We start from the raw sequence: 20,305 nt of genomic DNA, 5'->3' as shown, positions 1-20,305 counted from the left end.
ACATGCCGCTTTCCGTTGTCATCCCCGCTGAAGCCCCCTCGCCAGCCGATGCCGCGCCCCGCGCCTGGCCGCTGACGCAGGGGCAGTCCGGCCTCTGGTATGCGCAGCGCCTGGCGCCGGACAACCCGAGCTTCAACACCGGCCATGTGACGTGGATCGACGGGCCGCTGGACCTGGCGGCCTTCACCGCCGCAGCAGAACAGGCCGCTGATGAAGCCCAGTCCCTGTCGCTGGTGCTGCGCGACGGCGCCCGGGGGCCGGTGCAGTGGCTGGACCCTTCCCGCAGCCCGCGCCTGGAGCATGTCGACCTGAGCCGCCACGCCGACCCGAAGGCCGAGGCACGCGCCCTCATCCAGCGCGACATGCAGACCCCCACCGACCCGCAGAAAGGTCCGCTGGCCAGGCAGTGCCTGTATGTGCTCGGACCCCGGTCCTTCGCCTGGTTCCAGCGCGCCCATCACCTCGCCAACGACGGCTACGGCATGGCGCTGTGGAGCACGCGCCTGGCCGAGTTGTATGCCGGCCTCGTGGCCTCGGCACCCGGCCACGAACCGCTGGCGCCTCTGCAAGGCGTGATCGACGAAGACGCAGGCTACCAGCGCGGCGAACGCCGCGCCAAGGACGCCGCCTTCTGGCGCGACACCTTGAGCAACATGCCCGACGTCGTCGGCATGGCCGGTGGCCGCGCCGTCAGTGCGCACACCTGCCACCGTTTGACCGCGCCGCTGTCCGCCGCGCTGCTGTCGCCGCTGCTTGCCTACGCGCAGTCGCTCAAGCTGCCCTGGCCCGACGTGCTCACGGCCATCACCGCCCTCTACGTACTGCGCATGAGCGGCGCGGCGCAGACAGTGGTGGGCGTGCCCTACATGGGCCGCCTGGGCAGCGCGAGCGCGCGCGCCACCGCCACAGTGATGAACGTGCTGCCATTGCAAGTGGCCGCGTCCGACGACATGCCCCTGGCCGACTTCATCCAGGGCGTCGCTCGCGACCAGCAGCGCGCGCGCCGCCATGGCCGCTACCGCAGCGAGCAGTTGCGCCGCGACCTCGGCCTGCTCGGCGGTCAGCGCCGCCTGCACGCTGCGCTCATCAACGTGCAACCCTTCTACCGCGCACTGACGCTGCCCGCGGTGCAGCTCGCGCTGGAGATCCTCAGCACGGGCCCGATCGACGACATCACCATCGGTTTTCGCGGCGACGGCACGCAGCATCTCGACCTGGAGATCGAGGCCAACCCGGACCTCTACAGCCTGGCCACCGTGCAGGCGCACCAGGCGCGCCTGCTCGCCTTTCTCGCGGCAGCGCCCCGGGCCCGGACGCTGGGCGACATCCCGCTGGCCAGCCCGGCCGAATCGCAGCGCTACCTGTTCGATGTCAACGCCACCGACCACCCCTTGCCCGACACCACGCTGGCTGCGCTGATCGAAGCGCGCATGGCGCAAACGCCGCAGGCCGGCGCGCTGGAGTACGAGGGGACCACGCTCAGCTACGGCGAGCTGGAAGCCCGAACCCGCAGCCTTGCCGCCGACTTGCAAGCCCGCGGCGCGGGCCGGGAGCGGCTGGTGGCCGTGGCCTTGCCACGCTCGCTCGATCTGCTGGTGGCGCTGGTGGCCGTGCTGCGCGCGGGTGCGGCCTACCTGCCGCTGGACCTCAGCCACCCGCCCGACCGGCTCGCCCGCATCCTCGCGCTCGCCCAGCCGCTGTGCGTGCTGGTGCGCGACGACGACGCCGGCGTGCTGCCAGCGGACACCGCGCGGCTGGAGCCGCGCGCCTGGCCGGCGCCGTCGAGCGCGGCGACGCTCGCGGGCTGCCCGGCTGCGCAGGACGCAGCCTACGTCATCTATACCTCCGGCTCCACTGGCGAGCCCAAGGGCGTGCTGGTGGAGCACCGCGCCATCGTCAACCGGCTGGAGTGGATGCGCCAGCACTATGGCTTCGACACGTCGGACCGCATCCTGCAGAAGACGCCCGCCACCTTCGACGTATCGGTGTGGGAGTTCTTCCTGCCGCTGATCACCGGCTGCACGCTGGTCATTGCGCCGCCCGAGGCGCACCGCGACCCGGTCTGGCTGGCGCGGCTCATCCGCCAGCGCCAGATCGGCACCTGCCACTTCGTGCCCTCGATGCTGGCGGCCTTCCTCGGCACGCCGGGCGCGCGGGGCTTGCGCATGCGCCGCATTTTCTGCAGCGGCGAGGAACTGGGCGCGCCGCTGCGCGACCAACTGCACGCCACGCTGCAAAGCGAGCTGCACAACCTCTACGGCCCGACCGAAGCAGCGGTGGATGTGAGCTACTGGCCTGCCGACGCGCAAGACCAGACGTCGCCCGTGCCCATCGGTTTCCCGGTGTGGAACACGCGCCTGTACGTGCTCGACGCGCAGATGCGCCCACTGCCGCCGGGCGTGAGTGGCGACCTGTACCTCGGCGGCATCCAGCTCGCGCGCGGCTACCTCGGGCGCGCCGACCTGAGCGCCGAGCGCTTCCTGCCCGACCCGCACCGCCCGGGTGAGCGCATCTACAAGACCGGCGACCTGGCGCGCTGGCGCGAAGACGGCGCCGTCGTGTTCCTCGGTCGCAGCGACCACCAGATCAAGCTGCGCGGCCTGCGCATAGAACTCGGCGACATCGAAGCGGCCATGGCCTCGTCGGGCCTGGTGGCGCGTTCGGCCGTGATCGTGCGCGCAGACCCGCCCGGCGACAAGCGCCTGGTCGCCTATGTGCAGGCCGGTACCCATTTCAGCGAGAAGGCGCTGCGCACGCACATGGCCGCGCAGCTGCCCGCCTACATGTTGCCCGGCGCCTTCGTCGCGCTGGACGACTGGCCCGTGACCGCCAACGGCAAGCTCGATCGCGCCCGCCTGCCCGCGCCCCGCCTGGAAACGGCGCAGGGCCCAGCGCCGCGCACACCCACCGAGACCGCGCTGGCGCAGCTGTTCCGGCAGGTGCTCGACCTCGCGCCCGACACCGCACTCAACGCGGACAGCGACTTCTTCAGCCTCGGCGGCGACTCGCTATCGGCCGTGGAACTGCTGCTGTCTATCCAGAACCGCTGGCGGCGCGACCCGGGCCTGGGCACGCTGTTCACCACGCCAGCGCTGGGCGCGCTGGCCGCGGCCATCGACTCGGAAGAAGTGCGCTTCGACAGCGGCCTCGCCCCCATGCTCCAGCTCGTGTCCGGCGAACCGGGCTTGCCCATGCTGTTCGTGGTGCACCCGGCCGGCGGCATCGTCTGGGGCTACCGCCACCTGGCGCGCGCCCTGGCCGATGCGGGAGCGGGCCGCAGGCGCAGCGTCTACGGCCTGCAGTCGCCGGCGCTAGACCCGGATGCCCCCCTGCCGCACAGCATAGACGAGCTCGCACGGCAGTACGTGCAGCGCATCCTCGAGTTGCAGCCGCGCGGTCCTATCCACCTGCTGGGCTGGTCGGTCGGCGGCATCCTCGCGCAGGCCATGGCGGTCGAGCTGCAAGCCCGCCAGCGCGCGGTGGGCCTGGTCGCACTGCTCGACGCCTACCCCGCCGATGTCTGGCGCAGCGAGCCCGAGCCGACGCCGCTGCAGGCCCTGCGCGCCTTGCTCGCCATCGCCGGCCACGACCCCGAAGGCCATCCCGAACTCACCACGCGCGAGGCGGTGATCGATTTCCTGCGCCAGGGCGACACCGCGCTAGGCCACCTGCCGGTGCGCGCGCTCGAGGGCGTGGTGCGCGTGGTCACCGACACCAACCGCCTGATCCGCCAACACCACCATCGCCGCTTCGACGGCCCCCTCACGCACCTGCGCGCCGGCCGCGACCACGCGGACAGGCCGCAATTGCAGGCCGCGCGCTGGGCCGACTATGCCGCGCAGCTCGACACGCTGGAGCTGCCCCTGCTGCACGCCGAGATGACGGGGGAGACCGCCACACGCCTCATGGCGCCCGCGCTGCTGCAGCGCATCGCAGCAAGCCCCGCTCATCCCATCCACCCACCACTGGAGGAGACGACATGACCCCCACTGCACGGCGCTTGTCGCGCGCGTCGCGCTGCCTGCTGTCCCTGGCCCTGCTCTCCAGCGCGCCCCTGCTGCGGGCCGCCGAGAACTTCCCCACCAAAACCGTCACGCTCATCGTCAACGGTGGCGCGGGTAGCCTGCCGGACAACTTCGCCCGGCCCCTGGCCCAGCGCCTGAGGCAGGCACTGGGCCAGACCGTGGTGGTCGACAACAAGCCGGGCGCGGGCGGCATGGTGGCGCTGCAGGCGCTCAAGGACAACCCGCCCGATGGCCACACCCTGGCCATCGTGACCAACGCGCACATGGCCTGGAATCCCTTCGTGTTTCCCAAGCTGACCTACGACCCGCAAGCCGATCTGCAGCCCGTCAGCCCGATCGCGCTGATCCCTATGGCGCTGGTGGTCAACCCCAAGCTGCCGGTGCAATCGCTAGAAGACCTCGTGGCCCTGGCCAAGCGGGAGCCCGGCGTGCTGAACTACGCCTCGTCGTCCAACGGCAGCCCGCCGCACGTACTGTTCGAACTATTCCAGGAACAGGCGGGCACGCGCATCGCGCACATCCCCTTTCGCACCGGCCCCGACGCCCTGACCTCGGTGATGGCCGGCGACACGCAGGCCTACCTCGCCGGCACCTCGCTGGTGGAGCCGATGGTGAAAGACGGGCGCCTGCGCGTGCTGGGCGTCAGCCCGGGCGTGGAGAGCCCCAGCTTTGCCAAGGTGCCAAGCTTTGCCGACAAGGGCTTCAGCGGCTTCGAGGGCGCGGTGTGGCTGGGCGTGGTCACCAGCACCGGCGTGCCCGCCGCCGTGGTGCAGCGGCTGAACCGCGAGATCGGGCAGGTACTGCACGACCCGGCGGTGCAAAAGGTGTTCGAGAGCCAAGGCTCCCTGCCCTATCACGCATCGCCCACGGCCTTCGCCCAGCGCATCGCGCAGGACCGCGCGCTCTGGACCCCCCTGCTGCAGAAGCTGAACCTGAAACCGGATTGATACCATGAAACTCATTGACAGCATCGTGGGCCAGACCGCCTACCTGAAGGCCGTGCGTCGCGACCTCCATGCCCACCCCGAACTCGCGTTCGAGGAAACACGCACCTCCGACCTGGTGGCCGATCTGCTCACGCAGTGGGGCATCCCCGTCCACCGCGGCCTGGGCCGCACAGGTGTGGTGGGCATACTCCGGCAAGGCGATTCGAAGCGCGCCATCGGCCTGCGCGCCGACATGGACGCGCTGCCTATGCAGGAGTCCAACGAGTTCGAGCATGCCAGCCGGCACGCCGGCAAGATGCACGCCTGTGGCCACGACGGCCACACCACCATGCTGCTGGGCGCGGCCCAGTACCTGGCGCAGCACCGCGACTTCGATGGCACGGTCTACCTGATCTTCCAGCCCGCCGAGGAACATGGCGGCGGTGCGCGCGAGATGATACGCGACGGCCTGTTTGAACGTTTCCCCATGGACGCAGTATTCGGCATGCACAACATGCCCGGCATTCCTGTGGGCACCATCGCCGCGTCGCCGGGCCCGGTTCTGGCGTCCAACAACGAGTTCCGCATCACCATCCGCGGCAAGGGCGGCCACGCCGCCATGCCCCACCTCTCGGTGGACCCTATCGCTGTCGCCAGCCAGATCCTGCCGGCGCTCCAGACCATCGTCAGCCGCAGCAAGAAGCCGCTGGAGACGGCCGTGGTTTCCATCACCATGATCCACGCGGGCTCCGTGCCCAACGTCATTCCAGACACCTGCGAGATCCAGGGCTCGGTGCGGGCCTACACCGCCGAGACGCTGGACCTGATCGAACGCCGCATGGGCGAGATCGCTTCGCATGCCTGCGCCATGTTCGGCGCCGGGCATGACTTCGAGTTCCGCCGCAACTACCCGTCCACCGTCAACCACGAGGCCGAGACCGCCTTCGTGCGCCAGGTGCTGGGCGAGATGCTGGCGCCCTCGCAGGTGGTGACGCAGGCGCCCATCATGGCGGCGGAAGATTTCTCGTTCATGCTGGAGCAGGTGCCGGGTTGTTATGCCTTCATCGGCAACGGCGACGGTGAGCACCGCGACCTCGGCCACGGCGGCGGCCCGTGCGTGGTGCACAACCCCAGCTACGATTTCAACGACGAGTTGCTGCCCCTGGGCGCCAGCTTCCTTGTGCGGCTGGTGCAGCGCTGGCTCGCGCCCGCCTGAGACGCTGCGCAACCTGCGGCCTCCGCGGCGCAGTGCTTTCGCGGTTCGCGCCCGTCGTCCAAGTGGGGCAGGGGCCCGTTTCGGCATCGGGTCAAGCCGACCCGGCTTCGGCGAGCGGCCTGCTTTCAGCGTTGGTCATAATTTGACAAACTCTTTACAACGCAAATACATATGATTCGCATTTGCTTGACATGACAGAAGCGACCGGGCTCGGACTCGGGCGGCCATCGTTGTCTGTCTGCTTGATTTCGCGGAAGGCCAAGGCCCGTACGGACTGACCGATTCCTGTCGGTGCAGGGCTTCCGCCCCCCGTTCTTTTCATGCAATCCGGAGTATTTGATGTCCCTGTCCCTCCCCTTCCGCCGCACGCTGATTGCTGCAGCGGCCATCTCCAGCCTGTCTGCCCTGACCTCCCATGCGATGGCCCAGTCCACGCAGAGCGCGACACAGCTTGATGAAATCACCGTGACTGCCGGGGGCTACGAGCAAAGCGTGAAAGATGCCCCTGCATCCATCACCGTGATCACGGCAGACGAGATCGCCAAGAAATCCTACACAGATGTGACCGACGTGCTCAAGAACGTGCCGGGTATCCACATCCAGGGCGGCGGTGTGGAGCAGTCCGTCATGATTCGCGGCATGAGCGCGGACTACACCCTGTTCCTCGTCGATGGTCGGCCGCAGCAGGACAACCAGGCGTTTGGCCTCAATGGCGCGCAGGCGGGCACGCCCATCAACTTTCTGCCACCGCTGGAATCCATCGAACGCATTGAAGTGGTGCGCGGCCCCGCTTCTTCGCTGTACGGCTCGAATGCCATTGGCGGTGTGGTCAACATCATCACCAAGAAGGTGGTCAACAAGTTCAGCGGCAGTGTCACCACCGAATACATCCAGCCTGGTGCAGGCAATGAGGTCACCAACGCAGGCTTTCAGACCAGCATGGCCCTGAACCTGCCTATCGTGCAGGATCTGCTGTCCTTGCAATTGACTGGCGCATTTCGCAATCAGGATGAAGCGGATTTCGTCGGTGGTGGGGACAGCGCGGCCGCAGACCCCAAATACCAGTTGCAAAACTTCGGTGCCAAGGCCAGCCTGAAGGTCAATGCCCAGAACGCCTTCACCTTCGGCGCCACCCGCACGACACAGGAGCGTAGCCACAACCCCGGCAAGAGCCTCGCAGCCGACGCCGAGGCCAGCTACAGCAAATCGGTGCGCAACAACCTCTTCGCCACCCACGAAGGGCGCTACAAGGACATGCTGTGGGAAAGCTATGTGAGCTACGACACCTCGGAAAACCCGACACGGGTCAATGCCACGACCGGCAACAGCATCGGCTTCGACACCTTGACGGCCAATACCCAGGCCACGTTCTTCCTGGGCAAGCACACCCTGACCGGCGGGGCCAACTACAAGAGCGAAAAGCTCATGGACGGTGCGAGCAACGGCCTGAACCTGCCCGGCATCGTGGTGCCGACGGACGTGGTGACCATGGAACGCGACATGTACGCGCTGTTCCTGGAAGACAACTGGCGGTTGACCGACGATCTGTCGTTGCTGCTCAGCGGTCGTTATGACTACAGCGAGGACTTCGGGGGCAAGCTCAGCCCCAAGGTGTACGCGGTGTATGACCTGACGCCCACGCTGGCCCTCAAAGGCGGGATGACGACGGGCTACAAGACCCCCAGCCTGCGCAACGCCGCCACGGACTTTGGCAGCACCTCCATGGGTGGTGTGGTCATCGGCAACCCTGATCTGAAGCCAGAGACCACCCGCAACTTTGAAATCGGCTTGAACTACGGCAACGCCAACACCGGGCTGGCCGGCAGCCTGACGGTGTATCGGAGCAAGTTCAAGGACAAGCTGTTGCGCACAGGCCGTATCTGCGAGCCCAACGTGGTCTGCCAATCGGGCGGCGTGACCTACCCGGCCCACCAGTATGGCTACACCCTCATGGAGAACGTGGACTCCGCCGAGCTGAAGGGCCTGGAATGGACCGCGGATTGGAAGGTCAACCGGGACTGGACGTATCGCCACAGCTATACCTATGCCAAGACGGAGCAGACTTCGGGGACCAACGCCGGCAAGCCGCTGAACGACATTCCTGAGCACATGTTCAACACCACGCTGGATTGGCGCGCCACCCACAAGTTGAACGTGTGGACGCAGCTCAACTTCCGCGGCAAGACATCGGGTCGCACCACGAATGCCAGCGGCTCCAGCACCAACGATGTGAAGTATCCCGCCTATACCTTCGTGGATGTGGGGCTGGTGTATGCGGCGGCGCCCAATGTCAAGCTGCGGTTCGGTGTCTACAACCTGACCAACAAGGTCGTCACACCGGAAGAAGGCTTTGCCTATGTGCTGGATGGCCGACGCTACAGTGCATCGATGACCGTTCAGTTCTGATCGTTACCGACGCACAGGCGCATCGGCGCATGGACGGCCTGGCAGCTTGCATGCGGCCAGGCCCGATTTATTTGGAAAGGTACGGCCTTGAAAAAAATGGATGGCTACACCACCGATGTCAACTACCCCGCATTTTTCTACAAGGAAATGCAGCCGGTCTGGTTGTCCTGCGTATCGCGCCTGCTGGGCTTCGCAGCGCCCGATGTGGCCCGGCCGTTCAGCTATTGCGAGCTGGGTTGCGGCCTGGGGGTCAATCTGCTGGTGGCGGCGGCCTGCCATCCGCACGCCCGGTTTGTCGGCGTGGATTTCAACGACAGGCATCTGCGTGTCGCACGCGCGGCGGCACAGGCGGCGGGGCTTTCGAACATCGAGTTCGTCCACAGCGGCTTTTGCGAGTTTGCCGCCAGCCATCCCGGGTCGTTCGATTTCATGGCCACGCATGGCGTCTGGTCCTGGGTCGCGCCCCGGCACCGGGCCGGCCTGCTGGACTGCGTGAGTGCCAGCCTCCAGCCCGGCGGCCTCTTCTACCTGCACTACATGTGTCACCCGGGCTCCACCGATCTGCTGGCGGTGCAGCATGTGCTGAACCTCTTTGCCCCCCATGTGCCCGGGACATCGGCCCAGCAGGTGCAGATGGGTTTGAAGCTGCTGCGCCAGCTGGCCGAGCGAGGGCTTTTCGTGGACCAGCCTGGCGTGCTCAAACACCTGAACAGCCTGCATTCCAAGGACCCCAACCATCTGGCCCATGAGTTTCTGACCGACCACTGGCAGCCCCAGCATTCGGTGGATGTGCACCAGCAGATCGGTGCGCTGGGCCTGGGCTATCTGGGAAGTGCGGACGTTTTCAACAATCTGGATGCCTCCCTGTCCATTCCCGGGCAACTGCAGGGCGTAGTCCAGCAGACCCAGATTCCGGCCCTGGCCGAGACGCTCAAGGACATGGCGCGCAACAGCCATCAGCGCATGGACCTTTTCCAGCGCCAACCCCGGCCCTTGGGCCGGGAGGACTATGTCGCGCAGTTGGGCGCCACGCTGTTCCAGCAACTGCCAGGGGCTCCTGCCGGCGGCCCCGTCACCTTCTCCACACCCATAGGCCCCATCGAAGCGCCGCAGGCGCTGTGCACCGCACTGCTGCTCCGGCTGGCCGCAGGGCCGGCGTCCTTTTCCGAGTTGGCACAGCTTGCGGCCTTTGCGGGGCAGCCAGCGCTTTTGCTCCAGACCCTGCAACTGATGCTGATGCAGGAGATCGTGCATCCAGGCAACCCCGCGCCGGCATCCGGGCACAGCCAGGCCCATGGTCTGACGCAATGGTTCGAGCGCAACCGAATCGCGCTGAAGGTGCTGGCGCCTTGCGGCACGGCAGTGCGGATCGGCGCGGCTTTCGACCAGGCCCGCTGAAACGCCACGCACGCCGCCGGTGCGACGGCGCGTGTCAGGGCAAGTGGATGCTTGCGCGCAAGCCGCCTTCAGCGCGGTTGGCCAGGTGCACGTCACCGCCGTGCGCGCGCGCGCACGAGCGCGCGATCGACAGGCCCAAGCCCACGCCGCCGGCACGGGCGCCATCGCGATGGCGCGCCGGATCGCCTTGGAAAAACGGCTCGAAGACGCACTCCAGCATCGCCGGCTCCAGGCCTGGGCCTTCGTCTTCCACCACGATGCACGCACCGCCGGATTCGGCCAGCACGCTCACGCGCGCACCGCCGCCATGGCGCAGGGCGTTGTCGACCAGATTCGCCACGGCGCGGCGCAAGCTCATGGGCCTGGCGCGGTAGACCACCTCGGGGCCAGCTGCCAGGGATGCGCGCAGCGCGCCATCCGGCGGCAACTCTTGCAGCACCTCCTGCACCAGCTCCCGCAACCCGGTCGCGCAGGTGGCCTCGATGGCGGCGGCGTCATGCGCAAATTCCAGGGTCTGAGCCACCATCTCGCCCATGCCTGTCAACGTGCGTTCCATGGCGTCGCGCTGCTCCGAGGGCTCCAGCAGCGCGGTGCGCAGGCGCAGCGAGGTGATGGGCGTTCGAATGTCATGGCTGATGGCCGCCAGCAGTTGCGTGCGGTCGTCAACAAAGCGCCTGAGTTTGTCCTGCATCAGGTTGAAGGCGGCCGACACCTCGCGTGTTTCGCGCGGCCCCACCAGGGGCAGCGGCGCGATGCGCTCGCCGCGACTCACGCACTCAGCCGCGGCGGCCAGCGCCTTGATCGGGCGCAGCGTGCGCCAGACGAAGACCAGCACGATGACCAGTACCGGCAAGGTACTGGTGGGCAAGGAAAAGCGCAGCAGGCGCCACCATTGGTAGCCCGCCAACGGGCGCTGGCGGCTGTGCAGCCAGCGCCCGTCGCTCAGGCGCAGCGCGGTCTCCAGTTCAAACACGGACCAGCCCAGTTCCGCGTTGAAGACGCCCAGCGGTCCGCCCCGCGGAATCTCCAGGCGCACGCGTGCGTGCGCGGGCGGCAGATTCGGCAGTTTGGTCGCCAAGGCGTCGAGCATGCGCCGCTCTTCGGCAGTGGGTTCGCCAGGCAATACGGCGGGTTCGCGGCCGACCCAGAAGTCACCGCTGTCATTGCCCAGGGCTTGCAGCACCTGCTCGGCGTCCTCGGGCCGCGCCCATTCCAGCATGCGCCAGGTGGTGGCGAGCCGGCTGATCGCCCGCTCACGCGCGACCGGGTTGAGCACCTGCGCGTTCTGGTGCAGCAACACCAGGGCCACCACGTGCGCGAGCAGCAGGCCCAGCAGGATCAGCAAGGTGAGTTGCCCCGCCATGCCGCGCGGCCACAGCTTCATGGCACCAGCCGCCGAACCTCGGCGGCAAACAGATAGCCATTGCCCCAGACGGTCTTGATCAGCTCTGGGCAGCGCGCATCGCGCTCCAGCTTGCGGCGCAGGCGGCTGATCTGTGTGTCTATGCTGCGGTCGAACAACGATTGGTCACCGCGCTGCGTGAGTTCGAGCAGCGTGTCGCGGCTGAGCACCTGGTTGGCATTGGCCACCAGCACCGACAGCAACTGGCACTCGGCCTCGCTCAAGGCAACGGGTCTGCCCGCCGTGTCGGAGAGTTCGCGCCGCGCGGGGTGGAACATCCAGCGGTCAAACTGCAGGCGCGCACCGCGCGCGGCCGAGCCCAGCGCACGGCTTTGGCGGCGCAGCACGGCACGGATGCGCGCCACCAGCTCGGGCGGATCGAAGGGCTTGACGAGGTAGTCGTCAGCGCCCGCCTCCAGGCCGCGCACACGCTCGACCAGGCTGGCCTTCGCGGTCAACAGAATCACCGGCGTGCCCACCGTTTCGACCACATGACGACACAGACTCAAGCCGTCCTCACCGGGCAACATGATGTCGAGCACGATCAGATCGAAATGCTGCAGCGCCAGCTGGGATCGCATGGCCATGCCACCCGCAACGCCGAACGGGCGCAGGCCGCAGCGCGCAAGATAGGTCACCAGGGGTTCCCGAATGTCGACTTCGTCATCCACCACGAGCACCTGCGCCGACGACTCCACCAGGAGGTCGGCGGTATCGCTCGTGCACCCACCCCATACGCGTGTCTCCATCCTCATACCCACTTTCGCCCAGCCCAAGCGGCCAGAAGCGAACCGACGACCTCTCGTCCGGCACGCCGTTTCTTGACTTTAAAATGAGATTGATTCTCGTTCACGAATTATATCTCACGACCATTCTGAATGGGTTGAGACAGCCAAACGGCTGAGTCAATCCCAACGCCACGGCGCCGTCGAAAGCCCGGCCGCCCGGCGTCTCCAACGCGCTTTCAAGCGCCGTCGGCCCGGTGCAGCGCCCATTGCGGCAAACCATTCGGCCGCCAGTCCCGCAGAGCCTTCAGACCGGATCGGTCTGCGGCACATCAGCCCCTGCGCTCCACCCTCCACCCAGAACGCGGTACAGATCCACGGCGCTCGTCAACCGGGATTGCCGAATCTGCGCGAGCGAATCCTGTGCGGTGAACAAGGTGCGCTGCGCTTCCAGCACCGTCAGCAGCGTATCCACACCCTCGCGGTAACGGCGCTCGGACAGGTCCAGCGAACGCTGTGCCTGCGCGATGACTTCGCTTTGGGTGACTTCCTGGCGGCGGGCGGTGTCGGCGTTGCCAAGGCCATCCTGCACTTCCTTGAGCGCTTGCCGCACTGCGCTTGCATAGTTCTCGATCAGCACCTGCCGCTGCGAACGGGCCAGATCGATCTGCAGATCTTTTCGACCTCCGTCAAACAGGGTCTGCGCAAGCGACGCGGCAAGAGAAACACTTCCCGTGCCGCCAGCTAGACTCAGCAAGGCGGCACTGCCTACACCTCCGGCGGCCGACAGCGAAAAGCTGGGCAACAGCGCCGCGCGTGCAGCTGCGACGTTGGCGTCCGCGCCAGCGAGCCGGGTTTCCGCGGCCTGCAAATCCGGCCGACGCACCAGCAGCTCGGAAGGCAGGCCGGGCGTGACGCTGGGCGCCTGCATTTGCAGCAGCGCTTCGCCCTCGCCTGCGTTGAAGCCAATGGGCTGGCGCCCCAGCAGCAGTGCCAGGGCCGTCACGGTTTGGCGCTGCTGCTCCTCCAGAGGAACCAGCGCCGTGCGCTGCTGAAGCACCGTCGTGGTTTGCTGCGAGACTTCGAGCGGCGTGGCCACTCCATTGCGCGCGCGCGATTGCACGACGCTCAGCACGCGCTCGGCAATGGCCAGGTTGTTGCGCGCGATCTCCACGCGCTCACGTTGCGCGAGCAATTGGAAATAGGTGGTGGCGACCGAAGCCGTCAAAGTGATGCGCGCGGTCTCCAGATCCAGCCGCGTCGCAGCCGCCTGTGCGCGAGCCGAGTCGACATCGGCAGCAATGCGCCCCCACAAGTCCACCTCATAGCTCACGTTGAGCGAGAGCGATGTGGACTTGGCGGTGCTCGCCCCTTCACGCCGGTTGCCCGAGCTGCCTGCGGAGGCAGACACGCCCGGCAACTGCGCGGCGCCAGCGCTTTGCAGCGCGATGTCGGCCTGGCGCACACGCTCGGCTGCGGTGCGCAGATCGCTGCTGCCGTCGAGTGCTTCCCCCACCAGCGCTTGAAGCTGCGCCGATCCAAAGGCGCGCCACCATTCCTGCGACACGGATGCGGATGCGGCGGAAGTCGACTCCCCTGCCGCCCACGCCGCGGGCAAGGGCATGGACACGCTGGTGCGAGGTTCATGGACTGCGCAGCCGGCAACAACAAGCAAGGCAGCGGCCAGCGCGCTGCGGGGAAAGCAGTAAGTCAATGCACTGTGCATGGTGATCTTGAAACCCATTTATTCTGAAGCCAGCGCCACAACCGGATCGAGCCCGGCTGCCTTCTTGGCAGGCAAATAACCGAAGACGAGTCCGGTCGCGAACGCACACCCGAAGGCCAGCAGCACCGGCAATATCGAGAACTGCACGGGTGTGCCGAAGGCCTGGATGATGGCCGCCACGCCCAATCCGCAGAGCACGCCGATGGCGCCCCCCAGCGCGGACACCACGAGCGCTTCGATCAGGAACTGCTGGAGAATGTTGCGCATGCGCGCGCCCGTTGCCATGCGGATGCCGATCTCGCGCGTGCGCTCGGTCACGCTCACCAGCATGATGTTCATGACGCCGATGCCGCCCACCAGCAACGAGATCGCTGCAATCGAGCCCAGCAAAATCGTCATGGTGTTCTGCGTCTCCGTCGCAGCCTCGATGATCGAGGCCATGTTGCGGATCTGGAAATCCACCACGCCATGGCGTTCGGTGAGCAAGGACTCGACTGCCGCCTGCGTCTCATCGATGCGATCCGTATCCGCCACAGCCACCGTCACGTTGCGCAAGAAGCGCTGGCCCGACAGGCGCAACTGGCTGGTCGCATAGGGAACAAGCACCACGTCGTCCTGGTCCTGTCCCGTCGGCGAAGCGCCGCGCGCAGCCATCACGCCCACGACCTGAAAGACCAGGTTGTTGACAAGAAAGAACTGACCCACGGGGTTTTCGCCATTCTGAAAAAGCGCATTTGCGGCCGTCTGGCCGAGTACCGCAACGGTCGCGTAACTGGTTTCATCGTCTTCGCTGAAGAAGCTGCCCTGCGCCACCTGCCATTGCCGTGCAATCGGAAACTTGGCGGACGTACCCGTCACGCTGCTTGAATAGTCCGCCCCGCCAAAGCGCAACGTCACCGTGCTGCTCTGCTCGGGAATGGCCGCAAGCACGTTGGGAACCTCCTTGTCGATGGCGATCACATCGGCCTGCACCAGCGTCGCCGTGCTGTTGAAGCCGCGCTGATTGGGCGCGCCAGGGCGCACGAGCAGCAGGTTGGAGCCCATCGCCCCGATGCGGTCGATCACCGTCTGCTTGGCGCCATCTCCGATCGCCAGCATGGCAATGACCGAAGCCACGCCGATCACGATGCCCAGCAGCGTGAGGATGGAACGGAACATATTGGCGCGCAGCGCGCGCATGGCCGTCTTCGTCGCTTCCAGCACGTCGGACAGATAGCTCGCACCTCCGTTGGTGCGCGGCGCCCACTGCTGGGCCGCAGCTTGCGATTCATCCGAGAGTTGCGGCCCGGGATCGGCCCGCACATGGCCGTCGCTGATCTCGATGACACGCTGCGCATGCTGAGCGACCTCGGGCGCGTGCGTGATCAGAATGACCGTGTGCCCCTGCGCCGAAAGCTCCTTGAGCAGACGCATCACATCCGCGCCGCTCTTGCTGTCGAGCGCGCCGGTGGGCTCGTCGGCCAAGATCACGCGGCCGCCGTTCATGAGCGCACGCGCGATGGAAACGCGTTGCTGCTGGCCACCCGAAAGCTGATTGGGGCGGTGATGCGTGCGATCCGCCAGCCCCAGCATCGCCAGCAATTCACTGGCCCGAGCGTGTCGCTCGTGCGGCGTCACGCCGGCGTAGATCGCCGGCACTTCGACGTTGTCGGCCGCCGTGCCCGTGGCGATCAGGTTGTAGCTCTGGAACACGAAGCCGAAGGCCTCGCGCCGCAGCTCGGCCAGTTCGTCACGGCCCAGCGAAGACACGTCGCGGCCCATGAAACGGTAAGTGCCGGTGGTGGGCCGATCAAGGCAGCCCAGAATGTTCATGAGCGTGGACTTGCCGGAGCCGGACGCTCCCATGATGGCCACCAGCTCGCCCGGATAGATCGCGAGATCGATGCCATGCAGCACCTCGACCGCCAGCTCGCCCTCGCCATAGGTTTTGGTGACGCCATGCAGCTCGATGAGCGGCACCGCGGAGACAGAAGGCGTGTTCACCGACGGCTACCTCCAGCAGCGCCTGCACCCATGCCCGGCCCCATGCCGCCCGGCCCTTGCTGCGGCTGTTGCGCCGTCGCGCTGCGGCGTTGCGCTTCCACTTGCTTGACTCCCACAACCACGCGCTCACCCTCCTCCAGGCCCGAAAGAATCTGCGCCTGCACGCGGTTGCTCACGCCAATGGTAATTTCTCGTTCGATGATGACGCCATCTTCCTGCGCCACCTTGACCGTGGCCTTGCGCGGCATGCCTGGGGTCGGCGCAGCGCCGTTGCGTGGACCCGATGCGCGCTGGCGTTGCTCGCCATTGACTGTGCGGCCCTCACCCCGGGGCTCGCGCCCTTCACGGCCCTCCCCGCGCGATCCACCGCTTCGCGCTTCATCGGCGGATGCGCCTTCGGCCCGCGGACTGCGGCGCCCCTGCTCGACGGCTGCCGGTGCGGCTGAAGCCGGTTGTCGCGGCGCTCCAGCAGCGGGAGCGGATGCACCTTCGCGCCGCCCGCCTTGCGGGCCTTGCAGCGTGACCGCAGCCATAGGCACCACCAGCGCGTCCCGCACTTCAGCGACGACAAAGAAGACCTGCGCCGTCATCTGCGCCATGAGCGAGCCATTGTGGTTGTCGACGTCGAACAGCGCGTTGTAGAGCACCACGTTGTTGGTCACGGTGGGCGTAGGCTCGATCTTGCGCAGCTCGCCATACCACCTGCGCCCCTGGCTGCCGAGCGTGGTGAAGTATGCGGGCATGCCCGCGCGCAGCTTGCTCACGTCGGCCTCGGAGACTTGCGTCTGCACGGTCATCGTCGATTGATCGGCAATGCGCAAAATGGTTGGCGCGGCCTGATTGGCGTTCAGCGTCTGCCCCTGCTTGGCCGTGATGCTGACCACCGTGCCCGCCATAGGCGCGTAGATCTTCGTGTACTTGAGGTTGGACTCGTCCACCCGCATGCTCGCTTGCGTCTGTTCAATCTGCGCCTTTTGCGTGTTGATCTGAGCGCGGGTCAAATCGACGGTGGTTTGAGCGTTCTGCACCAGCTCCAGCGTGGTCGCGTCGTCCTTGAGCAGATTGCGCAGACGCTCCAGATCGCGTTCAGCCTTCTTCAGGTTCACCTCGTTTTGCACCAGCTGGGCGCGCTGCGCGCGAAGGCTGGCACGGCTTGCGTCCACTTTGGCGGTGGACTGCTCGGCGTCGATCTCCGCCAACAGCTGACCATCGGCGACTTCGCTGCCCACGTCAACCAGCAGCTTGCGCAACTGGCCCGAAACCTGCGCGCCCACGTCCACGTAGTCGCGCGGCTGCAAAGCCCCCGTGGCGCTCACCAGATCTTCAAATTGCGTGCGCTGCACGTTCGCATAGATGTATTCCACCTTGGGCGTACGGTGGGCACTCCAGTGGTACCAGGCACCTCCGGCAGCGGCCAGCACGGCCACTACCGCCAAGGTTGAAAACACGAATCGGCGGTTGCGCCGCGGGGGCGTGGAGGGGTTTGATGAAGCGGCGTCGGTCATGGAGCAAGGCACAAAAAAACCTGAGGCGACACCAAAAGACATCTGGCACACGGCAAACCCGAATCATCAGCACAAGGATTCTCTACGCCGGCAAGACGCTCTCTGCGCGACCCCAAGGAGGCAAATGGAACACAGAAATCTGTGCCGAAGAATGACACGATGACGTAAACGCTTCGCATTCGCCGTGTAAACCTTCTGTCAAGTTCAGCCCCGATCGCCAGACTGAAATCTGAAAAGTTCCCAGCTTTACACAGCGTTTAAAAAGCAGCCCGGAGAAGAAAGTATATTGATAATAGTTCTCAATACAAAATCAGCATCATGCTCACAACAACGAGGGACAGCGCCGCATCGCCTGCGTGTTTTGCCCCCATGCTTCAGCCGTTCTTTCCGACTTGCGCGCGCACCTCCCAGCACACGCGGAGGCCCGCATGACGGCCGCCGTGACGACATCGAATGCCCGCAAGAACCCCAGCGTCTCCATGACCCGCTACCGCCTGGCCGTGGTTTCTCGCGCACTGGCGGCAGTCGGTGGCGGCTATGCGCTCGCATCCGCCACGGCAGCCGGCGTTGGACTCTTTCTGGCCCAAACGGGCAGCACGCGCACCGATGCGGTGATGTGGGCAACCATGCTCTCATTCATCGCGCAGGCCTGCGCTGCGCTCTGGGCTTTCGGCTGCAAAAGCGCGCTGCGCGCATGGCTGGGCATCGGCACGCCTGCCGTGCTGCTCGGTGTGCTCACCTATCTTCTCAAAGGAGCCGCAGCATGAGAGTCGACGGCAAACCCGAAGGCGTGCGCCAATCCATGAGCTGGCTGCACACCTGGAGCGGCCTGCTGCTGGGCTGGCTGCTCTATGCCGTGTTCTTCACCGGCACGCTCAGCTATTTCCTGAATGAAGTCAACGACTGGATGCGCCCCGAGTTGCACCAATCCGTTCCCAATCCGCGGACCGCCGAGCTGGCCGTCGCAGCGATGCAAAAACTTGCACCCGATGCGAGCAACTGGACGATCAACCTACCCGGAGAGCGCCAGACTGCAGTCGAAGCCAGCTGGCGCAACCCGGGAGCCGCCTCGGGCCGAGCCGGCACGCAGCGCGTGCAAATCGACGCAGGCACGGGCGAAGTCATCAAGCCACGCGAGACGCGTGGCGGCAGCTTTCTCTACCGCTTTCACTTCGAGCTCTACGCCATGCCGCGCATCTGGGGACGCTGGATCGTGGGCATTGCAACCCTGTTCATGTTCGTGGCCATCATCAGCGGCGTGATCACGCACAAGAAGATCTTCACCGACTTCTTCACCTTCCGTCCACGCAAGGGCCAGCGCTCCTGGCTGGATGCGCACAACGCCACGGCAGTGCTTGCGCTGCCATTTCACATCATCATCACGTTCAGCGGTCTGCTGCTGCTGATGTTCATGCTCATGCCCTGGGGCGTCAATGCGGTCTACGAGGGCGACACGCAGAAGTATTTCTCCGAAAGCCGTGGCGCCCGCGGTGGTGACCGTGGCGCCGGCGAAGGCAATGATCGAGGGAATCGTCAGCAGGCGCGGCAAGCCGCTGAACTCACCCCCATAGGCCCGCTGATGAAGATCGCCCAGGCCCAGTGGCCCGGGCGCGGCGTAGGCAGCATCGCGGTGAATCAACCCGGCTCGCCGCGCGCCACCATTGAGCTGCGCGAGCAAGGCGGGCGAAGCGTTGCCCGAAGCTCCGGCGAGCGCATGCTGTTTGACGGAATCACCGGCGAGTCCAAAGCCATGCCCGAGGCACACGCGCCCTCCACTGCGCAGGCCGTTTCCGGCACCATGACCGGACTGCACCTGGGGCGTTTTGCCGACCCCGCCATGCGCTGGCTGTTGTTTCTTTCCGGCGTGATCGGCACCGTGATGGCCGGCTCCGGCATGGTGCTGTGGGTGGTCAAGCGACTGCCCGAGCGGCGCAAGCTTGGCCGCATTCCACGCGGACACCGGCTGGTGGAAATCCTCAACGTTGGCGCAATTGGCGGGCTGTCCGTTGCCACCGCTGCCTACTTCTGGTCCAACCGCCTGCTGCCGGTAGAAATGGCCCAGCGCCCCGACATGGAAATCCGCAGTTTCTTCATCGTATGGGGGCTGTGCCTGTTGCACGCTGCTCTGCGCTCGCACCGACGCGCCTGGCTCGAGCAGCTGTGGCTTGCCGCCATTGCCTTTGCCGCTTTGCCGGTACTGAACATGGCAACGGGCGGCGTGGCGCTGCCTGCTGCAATTTTCCGGGGGCAATGGAGCGTTGCCGGATTTGATCTGCTCGTGCTGGCGCTCGGCATCCTGCATGGATTTGCCGCCTGGAAGCTCGGAAAATCAGCGGCCATGCTCACCCCGCCGCGTGCGGCCAAAAACAACGCGGGCAACCCTGCAAACGGCGCCGCCGTGCATTTTCCCCGCGCCATGCCCCAAGCACCGGAGAAGCAAGCATGACCGCCTGGACCGCATGGACCGCATGGGCGCTGGCCTTTCCCGCATTCGCGGCCTTGAGCCTTGCCATGGAACGCCATCAGGACCAGGTCTTTGGGCGTGCGCTCGCATCGCGCCCGACATGGGCGTGGCGATTGGCAGGCATTGCATTGCTGGTTCTGTCACTGGTGGTTTGCGCAGCGTCTGCGTGGAGCTGGTCTGTCGCGATTTCCGCATGGCTGGGTCTGCTGACTTTGGCAGCTTTGCTGACGGGCCTCGTGCTGACCTACACGCCGAGCAAACTACTGCCCCTGGGTTGTGCCAGCATGGGCGTCGGCGTATTGGCACTCGTCACGGTCAGCGTCTCGCGGATGTAGATCCGGCACCTTGACATGGGTGGTAATGTAGTGGATGCCTCCAACCCAGACCCGGTCGGGCGTGACTGCGTGGCGTCGCTTGCCTGCACCTTGGTTGACTCGCAGGTTGGCCTCCATCCCCATCAGGTTGAGGCGGCTTGCATCGGACTCCGTCCTTTCGCATCGTTTGATACGCGTTGAGATGGTGCCTCATG

At 66.2% G+C, this 20,305-nt stretch carries 13 protein-coding genes; 8 read left to right on the top strand and 5 right to left on the bottom strand.

Features of this window, described 5'->3' with window-relative positions; all coding sequences use genetic code 11:
• Positions 1-2: 2 nt before the first annotated feature.
• From GVL12_RS15165 to GVL12_RS15145, 5 genes are all read left to right on the top strand, one after another.
• Complete coding sequence (locus GVL12_RS15165; protein ID WP_159915471.1) at positions 3-3,983, top strand: non-ribosomal peptide synthetase; 3,981 nt, start codon at positions 3-5, stop codon at positions 3,981-3,983.
• Positions 3,980-4,972, top strand: a complete 993-nt coding sequence (locus tag GVL12_RS15160; RefSeq protein WP_159915451.1) for a tripartite tricarboxylate transporter substrate binding protein — start codon at positions 3,980-3,982, stop codon at positions 4,970-4,972. Before GVL12_RS15165 ends, GVL12_RS15160 begins: the two co-directional genes overlap by 4 nt.
• Before the next feature lie 4 nt (positions 4,973-4,976).
• Positions 4,977-6,167, top strand: a complete 1,191-nt coding sequence (locus tag GVL12_RS15155) for a M20 aminoacylase family protein (RefSeq protein WP_159915449.1) — start codon at positions 4,977-4,979, stop codon at positions 6,165-6,167.
• Between the two features lie 339 nt (positions 6,168-6,506).
• Complete coding sequence (locus GVL12_RS15150; RefSeq protein WP_159915447.1) at positions 6,507-8,573, top strand: TonB-dependent receptor; 2,067 nt, start codon at positions 6,507-6,509, stop codon at positions 8,571-8,573.
• A 96-nt stretch (positions 8,574-8,669) separates the two neighbouring features.
• A complete protein-coding gene (locus GVL12_RS15145; protein ID WP_235033878.1) occupies positions 8,670-9,971 on the top strand; it encodes a class I SAM-dependent methyltransferase in 1,302 nt (433 codons plus the stop codon).
• A 34-nt stretch (positions 9,972-10,005) separates the two neighbouring features.
• Here GVL12_RS15145 and GVL12_RS15140 read toward each other — a convergent pair whose 3' ends face one another.
• From GVL12_RS15140 to GVL12_RS15120, 5 genes are all read right to left on the bottom strand, one after another.
• Complete coding sequence (locus GVL12_RS15140) at positions 10,006-11,355, bottom strand: ATP-binding protein (protein ID WP_159915443.1); 1,350 nt, start codon at positions 11,353-11,355, stop codon at positions 10,006-10,008.
• Positions 11,352-12,122, bottom strand: a complete 771-nt coding sequence (locus GVL12_RS15135; protein ID WP_159915441.1) for a response regulator — start codon at positions 12,120-12,122, stop codon at positions 11,352-11,354. Before GVL12_RS15135 ends, GVL12_RS15140 begins: the two co-directional genes overlap by 4 nt.
• Positions 12,123-12,405: 283 nt before the next feature.
• A complete protein-coding gene (locus GVL12_RS15130) occupies positions 12,406-13,842 on the bottom strand; it encodes an efflux transporter outer membrane subunit (protein ID WP_200843783.1) in 1,437 nt (478 codons plus the stop codon).
• On the bottom strand, positions 13,843-15,807 hold the full coding sequence (locus tag GVL12_RS15125) for a MacB family efflux pump subunit (RefSeq protein WP_159915439.1): 1,965 nt from the start codon (positions 15,805-15,807) through the stop codon (positions 13,843-13,845). It lies immediately after the preceding gene.
• On the bottom strand, positions 15,804-17,255 hold the full coding sequence (locus GVL12_RS15120; protein WP_200843782.1) for an efflux RND transporter periplasmic adaptor subunit: 1,452 nt from the start codon (positions 17,253-17,255) through the stop codon (positions 15,804-15,806). Before GVL12_RS15120 ends, GVL12_RS15125 begins: the two co-directional genes overlap by 4 nt.
• Positions 17,256-17,791: 536 nt before the next feature.
• Here GVL12_RS15120 and GVL12_RS15115 point away from each other — a divergent pair.
• Genes GVL12_RS15115 through GVL12_RS15105 form a run of 3 tightly spaced genes read left to right on the top strand, consistent with a single transcriptional unit; the run spans position 17,792 to position 20,111 of the window.
• Complete coding sequence (locus tag GVL12_RS15115; protein WP_159915435.1) at positions 17,792-18,079, top strand: DUF3649 domain-containing protein; 288 nt, start codon at positions 17,792-17,794, stop codon at positions 18,077-18,079.
• A complete protein-coding gene (locus GVL12_RS15110) occupies positions 18,076-19,758 on the top strand; it encodes a PepSY domain-containing protein (RefSeq protein ID WP_159915433.1) in 1,683 nt (560 codons plus the stop codon). The genes GVL12_RS15115 and GVL12_RS15110 overlap by 4 nt, the downstream gene beginning before the upstream one ends.
• Positions 19,755-20,111, top strand: a complete 357-nt coding sequence (locus GVL12_RS15105) for a DUF3325 domain-containing protein (protein WP_159915431.1) — start codon at positions 19,755-19,757, stop codon at positions 20,109-20,111. The genes GVL12_RS15110 and GVL12_RS15105 overlap by 4 nt, the downstream gene beginning before the upstream one ends.
• The last annotated feature ends 194 nt before the right edge of the window (positions 20,112-20,305 follow it).

The sequence above is a fragment of the Pantoea sp. 18069 genome (assembly GCF_902706035.1).
Taxonomy (GTDB): domain Bacteria; phylum Pseudomonadota; class Gammaproteobacteria; order Burkholderiales; family Burkholderiaceae_C; genus Comamonas.
The sequence above is the reverse complement of the archived record's forward strand: the minus strand, read 5'-3'. Positions and strand labels throughout refer to the sequence as shown.